General features: G+C 70.8%; 14 protein-coding genes and 3 pseudogenes. 11 read left to right on the forward strand and 6 right to left on the reverse strand.

What is annotated here, in order from left to right; translation table 11 throughout:
* The first annotated feature begins 409 nt into the window (after positions 1-409).
* A complete protein-coding gene (locus QFZ75_RS00540) occupies positions 410-1,924 on the forward strand; it encodes an MFS transporter (protein WP_307533173.1) in 1,515 nt (504 codons plus the stop codon).
* A gap of 82 nt (positions 1,925-2,006) precedes the next feature.
* Entirely contained in the window at positions 2,007-2,273 is a 267-nt protein-coding gene (locus QFZ75_RS00550) for a DUF664 domain-containing protein (protein WP_373465789.1), read from the forward strand.
* 181 nt (positions 2,274-2,454) lie between these two features.
* Here the strand turns inward: QFZ75_RS00550 and QFZ75_RS00555 are convergent, their stop codons facing one another.
* The 3 genes and pseudogenes from QFZ75_RS00555 to QFZ75_RS00565 form a co-directional block, all read right to left on the reverse strand.
* Positions 2,455-3,117 carry a pyridoxal 5'-phosphate synthase gene (locus QFZ75_RS00555; protein ID WP_307533174.1) on the reverse strand — a complete coding sequence of 221 codons (663 nt, stop codon included), beginning with the start codon at positions 3,115-3,117 and terminating at the stop codon, positions 2,455-2,457.
* A 103-nt stretch (positions 3,118-3,220) separates the two neighbouring features.
* Positions 3,221-3,358, reverse strand: a pseudogene (locus tag QFZ75_RS00560) (NADP oxidoreductase); the annotation flags it as partial.
* Position 3,359: 1 nt separating this feature from the next.
* Positions 3,360-4,250 carry a helix-turn-helix transcriptional regulator gene (locus QFZ75_RS00565; protein ID WP_307533175.1) on the reverse strand — a complete coding sequence of 297 codons (891 nt, stop codon included), beginning with the start codon at positions 4,248-4,250 and terminating at the stop codon, positions 3,360-3,362.
* Between the two features lie 219 nt (positions 4,251-4,469).
* On the opposite strand from QFZ75_RS00565, the gene QFZ75_RS00570 reads away from it, so the two are divergent.
* The 3 genes and pseudogenes from QFZ75_RS00570 to QFZ75_RS00580 all read left to right on the forward strand — a co-directional run bounded on the left by QFZ75_RS00570 (position 4,470) and on the right by QFZ75_RS00580 (position 7,042).
* Positions 4,470-5,234, forward strand: coding sequence for an SDR family NAD(P)-dependent oxidoreductase (locus QFZ75_RS00570; protein WP_307533178.1), 765 nt, complete (start codon positions 4,470-4,472; stop codon positions 5,232-5,234).
* 26 nt (positions 5,235-5,260) lie between these two features.
* Positions 5,261-6,247: an aldo/keto reductase gene (locus QFZ75_RS00575; RefSeq protein ID WP_307533179.1), complete on the forward strand. Its 987-nt coding sequence runs from the start codon at positions 5,261-5,263 to the stop codon at positions 6,245-6,247.
* Between the two features lie 49 nt (positions 6,248-6,296).
* A pseudogene (locus tag QFZ75_RS00580) lies at positions 6,297-7,042 on the forward strand (aldo/keto reductase).
* A 133-nt stretch (positions 7,043-7,175) separates the two neighbouring features.
* On the opposite strand, the pseudogene QFZ75_RS00585 reads toward QFZ75_RS00580, so the two are convergent.
* Positions 7,176-7,286 (reverse strand): annotated as a pseudogene (locus QFZ75_RS00585) (dehydrogenase); the annotation flags it as partial.
* A 123-nt stretch (positions 7,287-7,409) separates the two neighbouring features.
* Between QFZ75_RS00585 and QFZ75_RS00590 the strand changes: the two are divergent.
* Positions 7,410-7,820, forward strand: a complete 411-nt coding sequence (locus tag QFZ75_RS00590) for a four-helix bundle copper-binding protein (protein ID WP_307533180.1) — start codon at positions 7,410-7,412, stop codon at positions 7,818-7,820.
* Between the two features lie 146 nt (positions 7,821-7,966).
* A complete protein-coding gene (locus QFZ75_RS00595; protein ID WP_307533182.1) occupies positions 7,967-8,338 on the forward strand; it encodes a DUF6343 family protein in 372 nt (123 codons plus the stop codon).
* Positions 8,339-8,573: 235 nt separating this feature from the next.
* Here the strand turns inward: QFZ75_RS00595 and QFZ75_RS00600 are convergent, their stop codons facing one another.
* A complete protein-coding gene (locus QFZ75_RS00600; RefSeq protein WP_307533184.1) occupies positions 8,574-9,224 on the reverse strand; it encodes a TetR/AcrR family transcriptional regulator in 651 nt (216 codons plus the stop codon).
* Positions 9,225-9,275: 51 nt separating this feature from the next.
* On the opposite strand from QFZ75_RS00600, the gene QFZ75_RS00605 reads away from it, so the two are divergent.
* Positions 9,276-10,160, forward strand: a complete 885-nt coding sequence (locus QFZ75_RS00605; protein ID WP_307533186.1) for an SDR family NAD(P)-dependent oxidoreductase — start codon at positions 9,276-9,278, stop codon at positions 10,158-10,160.
* Between the two features lie 583 nt (positions 10,161-10,743).
* On the forward strand, positions 10,744-10,923 hold the full coding sequence (locus QFZ75_RS00610) for a DUF6480 family protein (protein ID WP_307533188.1): 180 nt from the start codon (positions 10,744-10,746) through the stop codon (positions 10,921-10,923).
* A gap of 20 nt (positions 10,924-10,943) precedes the next feature.
* On the opposite strand, the gene QFZ75_RS00615 is transcribed toward QFZ75_RS00610, so the two are convergent.
* Entirely contained in the window at positions 10,944-11,495 is a 552-nt protein-coding gene (locus tag QFZ75_RS00615; RefSeq protein ID WP_307533190.1) for a 2'-5' RNA ligase family protein, read from the reverse strand.
* An 89-nt stretch (positions 11,496-11,584) separates the two neighbouring features.
* Between QFZ75_RS00615 and QFZ75_RS00620 the strand changes: the two genes are divergently transcribed.
* Entirely contained in the window at positions 11,585-12,082 is a 498-nt protein-coding gene (locus QFZ75_RS00620; protein WP_307533192.1) for a peptidylprolyl isomerase, read from the forward strand.
* Between the two features lie 476 nt (positions 12,083-12,558).
* Positions 12,559-13,782 (forward strand): MFS transporter, encoded by a 1,224-nt coding sequence (locus QFZ75_RS00625; protein ID WP_307533193.1) that lies wholly within the window; start codon positions 12,559-12,561, stop codon positions 13,780-13,782.
* The last annotated feature ends 92 nt before the right edge of the window (positions 13,783-13,874 follow it).

Below are 13,874 nucleotides of genomic sequence, written 5' to 3' on the forward strand. Positions count from 1 at the left end.
AGCCTGAAGTCATGCCGCGAGCCCGGCGGCGAGCGTCCGACCGCGCACCGCGTACGGCGTACCGCATCCACGTACCGTCAGGCATCGGCACGCCACAAGACCGGGCTCGTCCGACCGCGGCATCTGGCCGAGCGCCACCCGGCGGAGCAGTACCGCATGCGGCCCGGACGGGACGAGGAGAGAGTGGCACTGCGGATGAGACGGCCGGTGGCGGGCCCACGCTAGGCGCACCCGCGGCGCCGCCGTACAGGAGGGGCCCGGCTGTCACCGGCGCCGCTCCCCGTACGCCCCGGGTGACGGCCCGGACGGGACTTTCCCCGGTCTGACCGCATCGCGGGCCCAGGTGTGCGCCGAGGTGTGTGCCGTGCACCGGTGGGGAACTCGATCCGCCCGGGTGAGAGGAGCCGATGTGACAACGCCGACGTCAGCAGGCGGCCGTGAGCCGGGCGCTCAGCAGACCGGCGACGAGCCGGACCCGAACCGGTGGCGGGCCCTGTGGGTCACCCTGGTGGCCGGCTTCATGAGCCTTCTGGACGTGACGATCGTCGCGGTCGCCCTGCCCACCCTTCAGCGGGACCTGCACGCCTCCCCCGCTCAGGTGCAGTGGGTGGTGTCCGGGTACGCCCTCACCTTCGCCCTCGCCCTCGTCACCGCCGGGCGGCTCGGTGACGCGCTGGACCGGCGCCGCATCTTCCTGCTGTCCCTCAGCGCCTTCGTGATCTTCAGCGCGGCCTGCGGAGCGGCCCCCGACATCACGCTGCTGGTGGTGGCCCGCCTCGCCCAGGGCCTCGCGGCCGGTTTCATGGCCCCGCAGAACTCCGCGCTTATCCAACAGATGTTCCGCGGCGCCGAACGCGGCCGGGCCTTCGGCTTCTTCGGCGCGACCGTCGGCATCTCCTCCGCCGCGGGCCCCATCACCGGCGGCGCCATCCTCGCCCTGGCCTCGGACACCATGGGCTGGCGGTGGATCTTCTACGTCAACGTCCCCATCGGCATCCTCGCCGTCCTGCTCGGCCGCCGTCTGCTCCCCCGCACCCGGCGGTCCGGCTGGGGACATGTGGACGTGCCCGGCGTGCTGCTCCTCGGTCTCGGCGTCCTCGCGTTCATGTACCCGCTGGTCCAAGCGGACTCCGGCGGCATCAGCCGTCTGTGGTGGCTGTTCCTCGTGGGCGCCGCCCTCCTGGTCCTCTTCGTCCAGTGGCAGCGCCGCCTTGTCGCCCGAGGCACTCAACCGCTGCTCGACCCACGCCTGTTCAGCACCGTGCGCGGGTACGCCATCGGTGCCGGCGTCGGCGCGCTGTACTTCGTCGGCTTCAGCGGTGTCTGGCTGGTCTTCGCCCTCTTCTACCAGCACGGGCTCAACTTCTCCCCACTGCGGTCCGGCCTCGCCGTGACCCCCTTCGCCCTGGGCTCGGCGCTCGCAGCGGTTGTCGCCGGCCGGCTGGTGGACCGGTTCGGCCGCCTGCTCACCGTCTGCGGCCTCACCGCGGTCATCGTGGGCATCGGCGGCACCGCGCTGCTGCTCCGCTTCGTCCCCCTCGACATCGCTCCCTGGGTGGCCGCGCCCGTTCTGTTCGTCGGCGGTGTCGGCGGCGGCTTCGTGGTCTCCCCCAACATCACCATGACCCTGCGGGACGTACCCGTGCGCATGGCGGGCGCGGCGGGCGGCGCCCTTCAGACCGGGCAGCGGCTCGGCGCCACGGTGGGAACCGCCGCACTGCCCGGTCTCTTCTACCTGACACTCGGCGGTGGCGACGACTACCGCGGCGCCGTCGTCACCGCACTGGCCACCGCCCTCATCGGGATGGCGGCGTCCCTGGCGCTGGCGACGTTCGACTGGCAGCGCGACCGACGGGCTCAAAAGCGGCACGACAAGTGCCCGGAGGAAGTCGCCCACAGCCCTGTGCACGCTCGTCAGCACTGATCGCCCGCACGAAGGACGGCGACGCACCCATCCGCGCGACCGAACCGAGTCCTGGCCGGCGTCATGTACGTGCTGAGGACGGGTGTCGCGTGGCGTGGTGTTCCCGCGGAGGCGGTGGGCTGCTCCGGAGTGCTCGGGCCTCAAAGATGATCGATTACGGCTGGCTTCGGCCGCGCCGCCGTCGATGACGTTGCCGGGCCTCGTCCAGCACATGGCCTTGGTGGAGCGCAATTGGTTTCAGCGTGTGTTCGCAGGCCAGGACATTCGCGCAGTCTTCGAGGAGTACGCACGTCACAATGGCCATGCCGATTCGATCCGAGAGCGTATCGATGGAGTCGCCGGGGTGTGAAATACGGATTCGCGGTGGGAACGACCGCGTAGGCGGTCGTTCCCACCGCGCCCAACCAGCGGCGGCTCGTTCGGCCTGGGGTTCGGTAGGGGCGAGGCGGTAGGACGCGGCCGCGGCGGACGATCGTCTTCGACAACTGCTTCCCGTCCGCTCTTCGACCAACTCGTGGATCGGACAGGAATTAAGGCCACAGCATCTGCTTGGTCCACCCCTCTGGTGAAGACAGGTAGACGAGCCGGGTGTGGCGGCGCTGCTTGTCGCCCTGCCAGAACTCCACCGACTCCGGGCGCACCGAATACAGCGTCCACCCCGGGGCCACGAGATCCGGCTCGCTCCTGACCCGCGTGAGCGACGCCTCCACCTGCGCATCCCTCTCGGCCAGGTCCGCGAGCGGTTGCGATTGCCGGCCGAGCAGGGCTTCCGCCCGTGCCCCCGCACCGCGGGCGAGGAAGTCCGCAGCGCACAGTTCAGGGGTTTCTCGCACGACTCGTCCGCGCACCCGGACCTGGCGGGCGAGCGGTGCCCAGTAGAAGGTCAGCGCCGCATAGGGGCGGACAGCGAGGTCGCGGCCCTTGACGCTGCTCGCGTCCGAGGCGAACTGCCAGCCCTCGGGGCTCACGTCCTTGAGGATGAGTACGCGGGCGGTCGGATCACCGCCGGCGTCCGCCGTGGCCAGCGTCATGGCATGCGGCTCCTTCACCCCCGCGCTCAACGCGTTGAGCAACCACTCGGTGAACAGCTCGGACGGCGTGTCCGGGGTGATCGATGGGTCGAACCCGGGGAGCTCGCCGGCGAATACCTCGATGTCCCGCAATGTCTGACGCAGGTCGGTCGCACCGGTCACGTTTCACTCCCTCAGCCGTGATCGTTCAAGTCGAACTGAACCTATCAACCTGCGTGATTCACAAGCCGATTGAGGTTGATCAAGCCGCTTCGGCCCCGGGTAGGACGAACATCCCTGCGTCCACCTTGGCCTGCGCGCTGTCGCCGGCGACGAAGACGTCGGGCCGACCCTTCTCCAGGACATGACGGAAGACGGTGTTGAACGCCTTCACCACGCCGGCGTCGGCCGGGGCCACCTCGGCGTCAGCCGGCCGAGTCGTGTGACCTGTCGGTGGAGGTGGGCGCTCCGGTGGCGGTGTGGGTCCAGCTGGCGAGTATGCCGAGGGCTTCGGCGGAGGGGGAGGCGGGTTCGGGGGTGTAGATGACCAGGCTCTGTTCGGGGTCGTCTTCGGCGGCGAGGACGACGTAGTCGAGGGTGAGGTCGCCGACGATGGGGTGGTGCAGGCGTTTGGTGCCGGTGGTGTGGGCGCGGACGTCGTGGTCGGCCCAGAGCCGGCGGAAGGCGTCGCTGTGCAGGGACAGTTCACCGATCAGTTCGGTGAGTTGCGGGTCGTCGGCGTGACGTCCGGCGTACAGGCGCAGGCCGGCCACGGTGTCGCGGGCGGCTCTTTCCCAGTCGGTGTAGAGGGCGGGAGCGGCCTGGTCGAGGAAGACGAAGCGGGCGAAGTTCCGTTCGCGGTGCGGGCGGGATGCGAAGTCGACGAACAGGGCGTAGCCGAGCCGGTTGGCGGCCAGGACATCCATGCGTCTGCCTTGGACGACGGCGGGAACGCTGAGCGCGTCCAGGGCCCGGTAGAGGGCGGGGCGGACCCGCTGCGGGGCGAGGGGGTGCTTGCGGCGGGCCCGGGCGGCCGTTGCGGGCTGGGCGAGGTCGAAGAGGTGGGCGCGTTCGGTGTCGTCCAGGTGCAGGGCGCGGGCGACGGCCTCCCAGACCGCTTCGGAGACGCCCTGGGTGCGGCCGCGTTCCAGGCGGATGTAGTAGTCGACGCTCACTCCGGCGAGCTGGGCGACTTCTTCGCGGCGCAGTCCGGGGACCCGGCGAGGCCCGGCATGGGGGGTCAGTCCGGCCTCTTGGGGGGTGATCCGGGCCCGGCGGGTGCGCAGGAACTCACGGATCTCGCTGCTGCGGTCCATGGGTTAACCGTACGGCGGCCCCGTGGACCGTCCGGGTAGCCAGAGGGGTTCTGCTGGACCCCCGGACGAACGCGCCCCCGTACGGGCCTCCGCGGCGGGCCGGCGGGTGGTTGCCTGGATGGCGGGCCTGCTCCACCGCACCGATCATGGCACTGGCGGGCTGAAGGCCCCCTGACCTGGTACGACACCGCCTGCCCTGCAGACACAGAAGGAAGATCCATGGCTTTGAAACTGACCGGCACCGTCGCGCTCGTCACCGGCGCGAGCAGCGGTATCGGAGCGGCTACCGCCCGCGAACTGGCCGGACAGGGCGCCGCGGTCGTCATGGTGGCCCGTCGCAAGGACCGCCTGGAAACGCTGGCCGCCGAGATCACGCAGGACGGCGGGACCGCGCTCGCGGTGGAGGCGGACATCACCGGGCGTCGCCAGGCCGAGGCAGCCGTACACCAGACGGTGGAACGGTTCGGGCGGCTGGACATCCTGGTCAACAACGCCGGCCTGATGCTGCTGGGCCCGGTCGTCGGCGCGGATCCCCAGGAATGGGAGCGCATGATCGCCGTCAACGTCCAGGGCCTGCTCCACACCACCCACGCCGCCCTTCCGCACCTGCTCACGGCCGCCGAGGAGGGACCGCGCCGGGTCGCTGACATCGTCAACATCAGCTCGATCGCCGGCCGCAAGGCGTGGGCGAACTACGGGGTCTACAACCTCACCAAGTTCGGCGTGAACGGGTTCACCGAGTCGCTGCGCCAGGAGCTGGCGGGCCGGCACGTACGGGTGGGTGTCCTGGAGCCGGGCGCCGTCGACACCGAGCTGAACTCGCACAACAACGAAACGATCCACGCCGAGATGCTCGATCCGTTCAACGAGCAGCACGAGCGCCTCGCGCCTGCAGACATCGCCGAGGGGATCGCCTTCATGGTGACCCGGCCCCGGCACGCGGCAGTGGCCGAACTCTGGGCCATGCCCACCGACCAGGCCTGACCACCACCACGACAAGGGAGTACCTGATGAAGCACGTACAACTGGGCGGACTGGACGTCTCACGCATCGGCCTGGGCGCCATGACCATGGCCGGCACCTACACCACCGGCGGGGAACTGGACGACACCGAGTCGATCCGCACCATCCACCGGGCACTGGACCTCGGCGTCACGCACATCGACACCGCCGAGATCTACGGCCCCTTCCACAGCGAAGAGGTTGTCGGCAAGGCCATCAAGGGCCGGCGCGAACAGGTCGTCGTGGCCACCAAGTTCGGTCTGGTCTCCCACTCCGGCGACAGCCCGGCCCCTGGCGTCACCGACAGCAGCGCCGCCAACGTGAAGGCCGCCGTCGAGGGCTCGCTCAAGCGGCTCGGCACCGACCACATCGACCTGTACTACCAGCACCGCGTCGACCCGAACACGCCCATCGAGGAGACCGTCGGCGCCCTCGCGGAACTGATCGACGAGGGCAAGATCCGCCACATCGGGCTCTCCGAGGCCGGCCCCGCCACGATCCGCCGCGCGCACGCCGTCCACCCGGTGGCCGCGCTGCAGACCGAGTACTCGCTGTGGACCCGCGACGTCGAGGACGAGATCCTCCCGCTGCTGCGCGAGCTCGGCATCGGCTTCGTCCCCTATTCGCCGCTCGGGCACGGTCTGCTCACCGGGCAGATCCGCACCGTCGACGACTTCCCCGACGACGACTGGCGCAAGACCAACCCGCGTTTCACCGGCGAGAACTTCCACCGCAACCTGGCGATCGTCGACGAGGTGCAGGCGATCGGCGCCGAGATCGGCGCGACGCCGGCCCAGACCGCACTGGCCTGGATCCTCACCCGCGGCGACGACATCGCCCCCATCCCCGGAACCCGCAGGGTCGCACGCGTCGAGGAGAACACCGCCGCCGACGGCATCGAACTCACCCCGGCCCAGCTGGAGCGACTGAACAACCTCACCCCCGCCGCGGGCGAACGCCACGACGAGGCGAACATGGCCAGCATCGACCGCTGACCCGCCGACCGTACCGAGTGATCGGACAAGGAACTAGGAGTACACCCGGTTGGGGTCCTCGGGCCTCACCGTCAGCCGCATCGCCCTGGGAACCACGAGCTACGGCGACGGCTCCCGCGAAAAGTGGGCCCTCCACCACGACGAGGCCGCGCCGTTCCTCCAGCAGGCGCTCGACCTCGGCATCACCTTCTGGGGCACCGCCAACATCTACAGCTTCGGCACCTCGGAGACGATCGTCGGCAAGGCGATCACGCAGTTCGCACGGCGCGACGACATCGTGCTGGCGACCGAGGTCCACCAGCACATGCACGACGGCCCCGGCGGCTCCGGCCTGTCCCGCAAGGCGACGTGGTCAGGGCGGGCAAAGCCCGCTACCTCGGCGCTTCCGGCATGTACGCCTGGCAGTTCGCCAAAATGCAGCACACCGCCGAACTGCACGGATGGACCAGGTTCGTCTCCATGCAGGACCAGTACCACCTGGTCCAGCGAGGAGAGGAACAGGAGATGTTTCCTCTGCCGGCCGACCAGAACTTCGACGGCCGGCCACTGTGGCAGGACAGCGACAAGCCGACCATCGACGCCGTCGAACGCATCGCGAACGACCGGGGCGTCTCCATGGCCACGATCGCACTCGCCCGGGTCCTCAAACGCCCGGTGGTCGACGCCCCCATCGTCGGCGCGACCAAGGAACACCACCTGCCCGCAGCAGCAGCCGCGCTCGGCGTCACCCTCACCGACGACGAGACGAAAGCCCTCGAGGAGCACTACGTGCCCCGCGAGCCGACCTACTTCTGACCCACCGCACCCCTCAAAAGAGAAGCATCATGAGTTCCTGGAGCCCCACACAGCGCGCGTCGAGCGAGTCGAGCGAGGAGGCGCGGTGGAACTGCTCCTCGGTGATCTCGCCGAGCTGGCCCTGCTCACCCATACCCGCGATGAAGACGTGAGCTCCTTCATCAACGAACAGTCGGGCGCCGGCCGGCGCCGTGCCGGTCGATCCGCCGGTGATCACCGCTGCTCTGCCATCGAGCTTTCCCACGACCACTCCATTGAGCTGGGGGCCGCCGACAACGGTGGGTGCGGTGCGTTTGAACGCCCCACATGCGTGTTACGCGTGAAGGGCTGACACCCGCCCGTCGACGTCACCACGCTGGAGGCACTCGTGACCACCGCGGTCAAGGACATGCTCAAGGCCTACCCCGCCGACCTGGGCGGCGTGGACCGCGAGAAACTCGCCCGCTGCATCGAAGCGTGCATCGCCTGCGCCCAGGCGTGTACCGCGTGCGCGGATGCCTGCCTGTCGGAGGAGATGGTCGCCGAGCTGACCAAGTGCATCCGTACCGACGCCGACTGCGCCGACATCTGCACCACCACCGCTGCGGTGCTCTCCCGTCACACCGGCTACGACGCCGACGTCACCCGGGCGGTCCTGCAGGCATGCGCCACCGTCTGCAGAGCTTGTGGTGACGAGTGCGCGAGCCACGCCGACATGCACGATCACTGCCGGATCTGCGCCGAGGCGTGCCGCACCTGCGAACGAGCGTGCAACGAACTGATCGGCTCCCTGGGCTGACCGCCTCGCGCACGGCTCTCGCGCACGGCTTCAGCCGTTGTCCACCGGTTACGGACGGTGGATCCGGCCCGTCTCAGGATATCGAGCGCCCAGCCCCGTTCCACGGCTTCGGAGGGCAGATCCCCAACAAGTGACGGAGGCATCGCATGAGCAGCAAAGGACCCGAGGAGCCTGAAGCCGACAGGACGGTGTCGCGAGCGCGATCCGGACCGCTCGGCCTTCGGCGGGCCAGAACCGGAACCGAGCCGGCCACCGCTCGAAGTCCCCTGCGTCTGCGGTTGCTGCTCTCGGCCGGCTTTCTGCCGCTGTTCGTCGCGGCGAGCGTGATATTCGCCGTGTGGGCGGCGAATTCCGGTACGGAAGACAGTCCCGGCCGTGGTGTGCTGATCGTTCTCGCGGCCGTGTGCGCGGCGCTCGCGCTGGTGGCGGCTGGAGACCTGGGGGTCGTGACACATCGGTTGCGGCATGCACGGCGCGTTCCGGGGCCGGCGCGATCGGAAGGCTCGCCGCACGGGTGACATCCTCGTCGGTTCGTCTCGTGAGACTCGTGCGGTATGGACTCGCGTGGTGTGAGCCGGTCAGGTCGGCACCACCGTCGTCCGCGGGTGCCGACGGCCGCCGCGTACGGCATCCGCGAGGTCTGCCTCCTCGGACCGGTCGGCGCCACCGGCCCCGCGCCCGCCGTCACCCGTACCACGCCGAGGCGTGGAGGAGGATGCCGACGGGCAAGGGCGCCAGGCGTGGACGTCGCCGTTAGACCGCGTCGCCCGCGTTCGCGACCATGCGTACGAGGGTGTCGACCAGCTCGTCCGCCGTGGCGTGCAACCCGCCCCCACCGAGGTGGCCGATCAGCTCCATCTCCGCGATGCCGTGGGCGCCCGCCAGCAGCAGGGCGCCGTAGTGCCGCGTGTTCCGCTCCCCCACCAGGCCGGCGACGACGGCCAGGAACTCCTCCTGAAAACGTCCCGCCGCACGGATGCGGTCCGCGACCGGGTCGCTCGCCGGTCCGCACAGCCGGCTCCGGACGTGGTCGAGCCCCTCACCCAGTTCCTCGGGGCGGTGCCCGGGGCGTCTGAACAGCATCTGGTACAGGTGCGGCCGGTCCCGGCCGACGCCGATGAGGGTGCGCAGTGCGCGGCCCAGCCTGTCGGCGGCCGGCAGCGCCGGATCGGCGCGCAGGGCGTGGATCCGGTCGGCGATCCCCTGCCAGCTCTCGGCCGCCACGGCCGTCAGCAGACTGTCCTTGCCCGTGAAGTGCCGGTACGGCGCTCCCCTGCTCACGCCTGCCCGCGCACCGACCTCGCGCAGGGTGACGGCCTCCGGGCCGCCGAGGTCCAGGAGTTCGGCGGCGGCGTCGAGCAGGGCACGGCGGGTGACGGCGGCTGATTCCGCGCGGGTGACCATGACGCCCATCATACAGTTGACAGTGTCACCTGAACCGGTACCGTAACGAAGGTGACAACGTCATCTGAAGCAGAGAAACTGATCGTCGTGACCGGCGCCTCCACGGGCATGGGCGCGTCGACCGCCCGCGAACTGGCTCGCCGGGGATTCCACGTCCTGGCGGGCGTACGGCGCGAGAGCGACGCCGACACCGTCCGGGCGGCCGGGATCGAGCCGGTCATCCTCGACATCACCGACTCCGGGCACGTGGAGGCACTCGCCGCGCGGGTCGCCGACGACCCGCGCCCCCTGCACGCGCTCGTCAACAACGCCGGCATCCAGGTGAACGCGCCGGTCGAGACCCTGCCGCTGACGGAGTGGAGGCGGGTCTTCGAGGTCAACCTGTTCGGGCACATCGCCGTCACCCAGGCGCTGCTGCCCGCACTGCTGCGCAGCAAGGGGCGCGTGATCAACATCAGCTCGGTCGGCGGCAAGTACGCCATGGCCACGTACGGCGCGTACGCCGGTGCGAAGTTCGCACTGGAGGCGGTCAGTGATTCGCTGCGCCGGGAGGTCGCTCCGCTGGGCGTACAGGTGGTCGTGGTCGAGCCCGGCGGCGTCCGTACGAAGATCGCCGCCCGCGGTATCGCGACGGCGAACGACCTGGCCGCGCGGATGACACCGGAGCAGGCCGAGCGCTACGGCGGCCTGGTCCTGGCGAACAACGAGCTGATGGCCACGGGTACCGCGTCGGGCCTCACCCCGGACGCCGCCGCCCAGGTCGTCGTGAAGGCCGTGACGATCCGCAGACCCCGCGCCCGCTACACCGCGGGCCGGGACGCCGCCCTGATCATGCGTCTGGGCCCGATGCTGTCCGACCGCATGCTGGACCGCGTCCTCGCCGCCAACCTGCGCCGCCACCGTCCGAAGGGGACCGCGTTCGCGCACGCCGGCTGACGGGAGGGGTGCTGCCGCCGATCAGGCCGCGTCCCGGGGCGGAGGCGGGGTGTCCGCACGCCCACCGCGCCGGGCATGCGAACACTGGCGGCGTACGCCCTGGTCGTCGGGTTGTGTACGGCGATCGCGCCGGCGCCCTTGCTGCAGCGCTGGGCGCGGCTTCTCCCCCTGCCGGGGCACCCGTGACGGCTGCCCCGCGCCGGGCGCCTACGAGGGCATCCGGACGGAGTCGGCACCGGCGGACCTGGCCGGCCGCGACGTCGCCGCCCTGTCCCGGGCCCGGGCTGTCCGGAGCCAGGACGCCGTGGCCGACTGCCTGTCCGCCGCCACGACCCTGTGGCTGCCGGTCACGCCGCCGGTCTGGACGAGCCCGGTTGCGCCGATCCGGGCGGAGCCTGCTCGCGCCGCCGCCCGTGGCGTGTTCAAGCCGTACCGGACCGCGGGTACCCACCCTCCTTCGCGCACCTCACCCCGAAATCCGCGGAGGAACACGCAGAGGAACCCGAGCGGACGCTCCTGCCGCTCCTGCCGCTCCGGCCGGTCTGCGGATGCGCGGACGCGGGAACTGCACGAGCCTGGAGTCATGACAGATCCGCACGTGCCCCCGGAGGAGACACCACCGGTCGAGGGCTCCATCGCCGAGGCGCACGAGGAACGCGCGGACGGGGGGATGTGGGAGCATCCCGGCGTCTGGCTCTGGCTGATCGTCCTCGGCGCCGTGATCGTGGCGGCCTTCTTCATTGCCCGCATCTTCTCGCTCTGAGGTCCCGGCTCCTCGCGAGGTCACGGCCCCAGGGGGTCGGTGGAGCGGGTCACCGAGTCATACGTACGCGCGCCCACCCACCGGCCCGTCAGGACACCCGAGGAGCCGCCCGGCACACCGGAGAACGGCTCCGTGTCCGGTTCGGGCCACGGTTCGGGCCACACCGCGTCACGGGCGCGGGCGAGCGTGACGTGCGGCTTCCAGCGCCCGGGGGCGTGGATCGGGTTCAGCGGTCCGCAGGCCGGGGCGTCGCGCAGTGTCCGCCACACCGCCTCGTGCAGGTCCAGCAGGGCTTCGTCGGGCCGGACGGCCCAGGCCAGCACATGCCTGCGCCCGGTGAATCGCACCGTTCCGTCGAGGCGCAGCGGGACCGGCAGGACGGCGAGGGCCCGATTCAGCCGGACGCGTACCTCCGCCCCGAGACCGTCGGCCGTGGCGAGGGTGAGATGGGGACGGTTCGTCGGATGCCGATGCGTGGCCTGGCTGGGCAGACCCGCGTCCAGCAGACGCCGCCACACGTCGCGGACGGCCCGCTCGGTCATTTCGTCGGGCAGCAGTTCCACCGTGTGCACCAGGTCAGCGTACGGGCGCCACGCCGTCCGTACGCGAAGACGCCAGGGCGGTTGCAGGAACGGACGCGGCGACGTGACAGGATTCCCTCATGTCTACCAACGTTTTCTTCGACATCACCATCGACGGCGAGGCCGCGGGCCGGATCGTCTTCAAGCTGTACGACGACGTCGTCCCCAAGACGGCGCAGAACTTCCGTGAGCTGGCCACCGGCCAGCACGGCTTCGGGTACGAGGGCTCCGGCTTCCACCGCGTCATCCCGGACTTCATGCTCCAGGGCGGCGACTTCACCCGTGGCGACGGCACCGGTGGCAAGAGCATCTACGGCGCGAAGTTCGACGACGAGAACTTCAAGCTCAAGCACGACAAGCCGTTCCTGCTGTCCATGGCGAACTCCGGCCGCAACAGCAACGGCTCGCAGTTCTTCATCACCACGGTGGTCACGTCGTGGCTGGACGGCAAGCACGTGGTCTTCGGCGAGGTCGTCGAGGGCTCGGACCTGGTGAAGAAGATCGAGTCCCTGGGTTCGCAGTCGGGTACCACCCGCGCGAAGATCGTGATCGCCTCCTCGGGCGTCGTGGAGAAGTAGCGCTCACGCCCCGGGCGGCGGGTCCGGCTCGACGCAGGCTTTCCGGCCGCGCAGCCGCCCCCGCCCTGCCCGGGGCCCCGCGCCCGCCGCTCCGTCCCGCAGTGGACCGGAGCGGCCACCACCTCGGACCTGCCGGCGCGCAGACCGCGGTGCCGGTGACCGCGCGGGCCGCGGCCACCTGGGCACCCGCGTGTCCGTCGGCCGTCAAGGGGCTTCCAGCAGGGTGTACGCGCCCCTGCGGACGATCACGATGCCAGGGCGCCGAGCAGTCGAGCAGCCGAAGAGCACGCTGCGTGGGCCGGCGCCCGAAGCGCCCGGCCGTTCTGTCCTTGTTGGCGCCTCTTATAGGCTTGGTCCGTTCTGGGGCTGCCGGGCAATGGTGCTCAGCGCGACGGGTCGTCCCACGGGGAGCGGAATTCCCCGGGCCCGATCGCCTCCCTTGTCCGGACCGCCGTCTTTGAAAGGCTCCCCGCACCATGCCCTTGGCACTGCTCGCCCTGGCCGTCGTCGCGTTCGGCATCGGCACCACCGAGTTCGCCACCATGGGGCTGCTGCCCCAGATCGCCGACGGGGTCGGCGTGTCCGTGCCGCACGCCGGCAACCTCGTCTCCGCCTACGCGCTCGGCGTCGTCGTCGGCGCCCCCGTCCTGACGGGCATCGGCGCGCGCATACCCCACAAGCGGCTGCTGCTGCTCCTGGCCGGGCTGTTCGTGATCGGCAACGCCGCGTCCGCGCTCGCACCCACCTACGGTCCGCTCTTCGCGGCCCGCTTCCTGGCGGGTCTGCCGCACGGAGCGCTGTTCGGTGTCGGCGCGGTCGTCGCCTCACGGCTGGTCGCTCCCGAGCGGGCGGCACGCGCCGTGTCGAAGATGTTCCTCGGCCTGACCGTCGCGAACATCGTCGGCGTACCGGCGAGCACGGCCCTGGGACAGCAGCTCGGCTGGCGCTCCGCCTACTGGGCGGTCGCCGTCATCGGTCTCCTCGCCCTCGTCGCGCTGGCCTTCTTCGTCCCCCACCAGCCACGTGCGCAGCAGTCCGGCATCCGGCACGAACTGCGGGCGATGGGCAACAGGCAGGTCGCGATCGGCCTGGCCACGGCGGTGGTCGGGTTCGGCGGGTTCTTCGCCGTCTACAGCTACCTGGTGCCCATGCTGACGCACCTGACGGGCATCTCGGACTCGTCGACCACCCTGGTCCTCGCGCTCTACGGCGTCGGCATGACCGCCGGCACGCTGCTCGCGGGCCCGCTCACGGACCGCGCCCTGCGACCGACGCTGTACGGGGGACTCGTCCTGCTCGCCGCGGGGCTGGTGACGTTCTACTTCAGTGTCCACAGCACCGTGCCCGCCCTCGTCACGATCACCTTCATCGGTGCGATGGGCTCCCTCATCACCACGCCCGTCCAGATGCTCCTCATGGCCAAGGCCAAGAACGCTCCCACCATGGCGGCCGCCTCCAACCACTCCGCCTTCAACCTGGCCAACGCGGGCGGCGCCTGGCTCGGCGGCCTGGTCATCTCCGCGGGCTGGGGCTGGGCGGCGCCCAACCTGGTCGGCGCGGCTCTCGCCGTGGCGGGCCTCGGCCTGGCCTTCGCGGGAGGCCTCATGGACCGGGGCGGCTCCCGCTCCGAAACGATCGCCTCCTCCACGGGAGAAGCCTCGACACCGGCCGGCGAGGACACGGTGCCGCAGCGCACCTGACGCCGCCCCCCTCCGGCGGTTCCGACATCGCCGGTGTCACCCGCGTCGCCGGTGTCTCCGGCATCATCGGTGTCACCTGCGGGGACCTGCTC

The organism is Streptomyces sp. V3I8 (genome assembly GCF_030817535.1).
GTDB lineage: Bacteria > Actinomycetota > Actinomycetes > Streptomycetales > Streptomycetaceae > Streptomyces.

Bases quoted from the DNA above. Each gene is read 5' to 3' on its own strand.
- QFZ75_RS00565 (WP_307533175.1), bottom strand. From the start codon at position 4,250: ATGGACCGCAGCAGCGAGATCCGTGAGTTCCTGCGCACCCGCCGGGCC.
- QFZ75_RS00570 (WP_307533178.1), top strand. From the start codon at position 4,470: ATGGCTTTGAAACTGACCGGCACCGTCGCGCTCGTCACCGGCGCGAGC.
- QFZ75_RS00575 (WP_307533179.1), top strand. From the start codon at position 5,261: ATGAAGCACGTACAACTGGGCGGACTGGACGTCTCACGCATCGGCCTG.
- QFZ75_RS00595 (WP_307533182.1), top strand. From the start codon at position 7,967: ATGAGCAGCAAAGGACCCGAGGAGCCTGAAGCCGACAGGACGGTGTCG.
- QFZ75_RS00600 (WP_307533184.1), bottom strand. From the start codon at position 9,224: ATGGTCACCCGCGCGGAATCAGCCGCCGTCACCCGCCGTGCCCTGCTC.
- QFZ75_RS00610 (WP_307533188.1), top strand. From the start codon at position 10,744: ATGACAGATCCGCACGTGCCCCCGGAGGAGACACCACCGGTCGAGGGC.
- QFZ75_RS00620 (WP_307533192.1), top strand. From the start codon at position 11,585: ATGTCTACCAACGTTTTCTTCGACATCACCATCGACGGCGAGGCCGCG.
- QFZ75_RS00625 (WP_307533193.1), top strand. From the start codon at position 12,559: ATGCCCTTGGCACTGCTCGCCCTGGCCGTCGTCGCGTTCGGCATCGGC.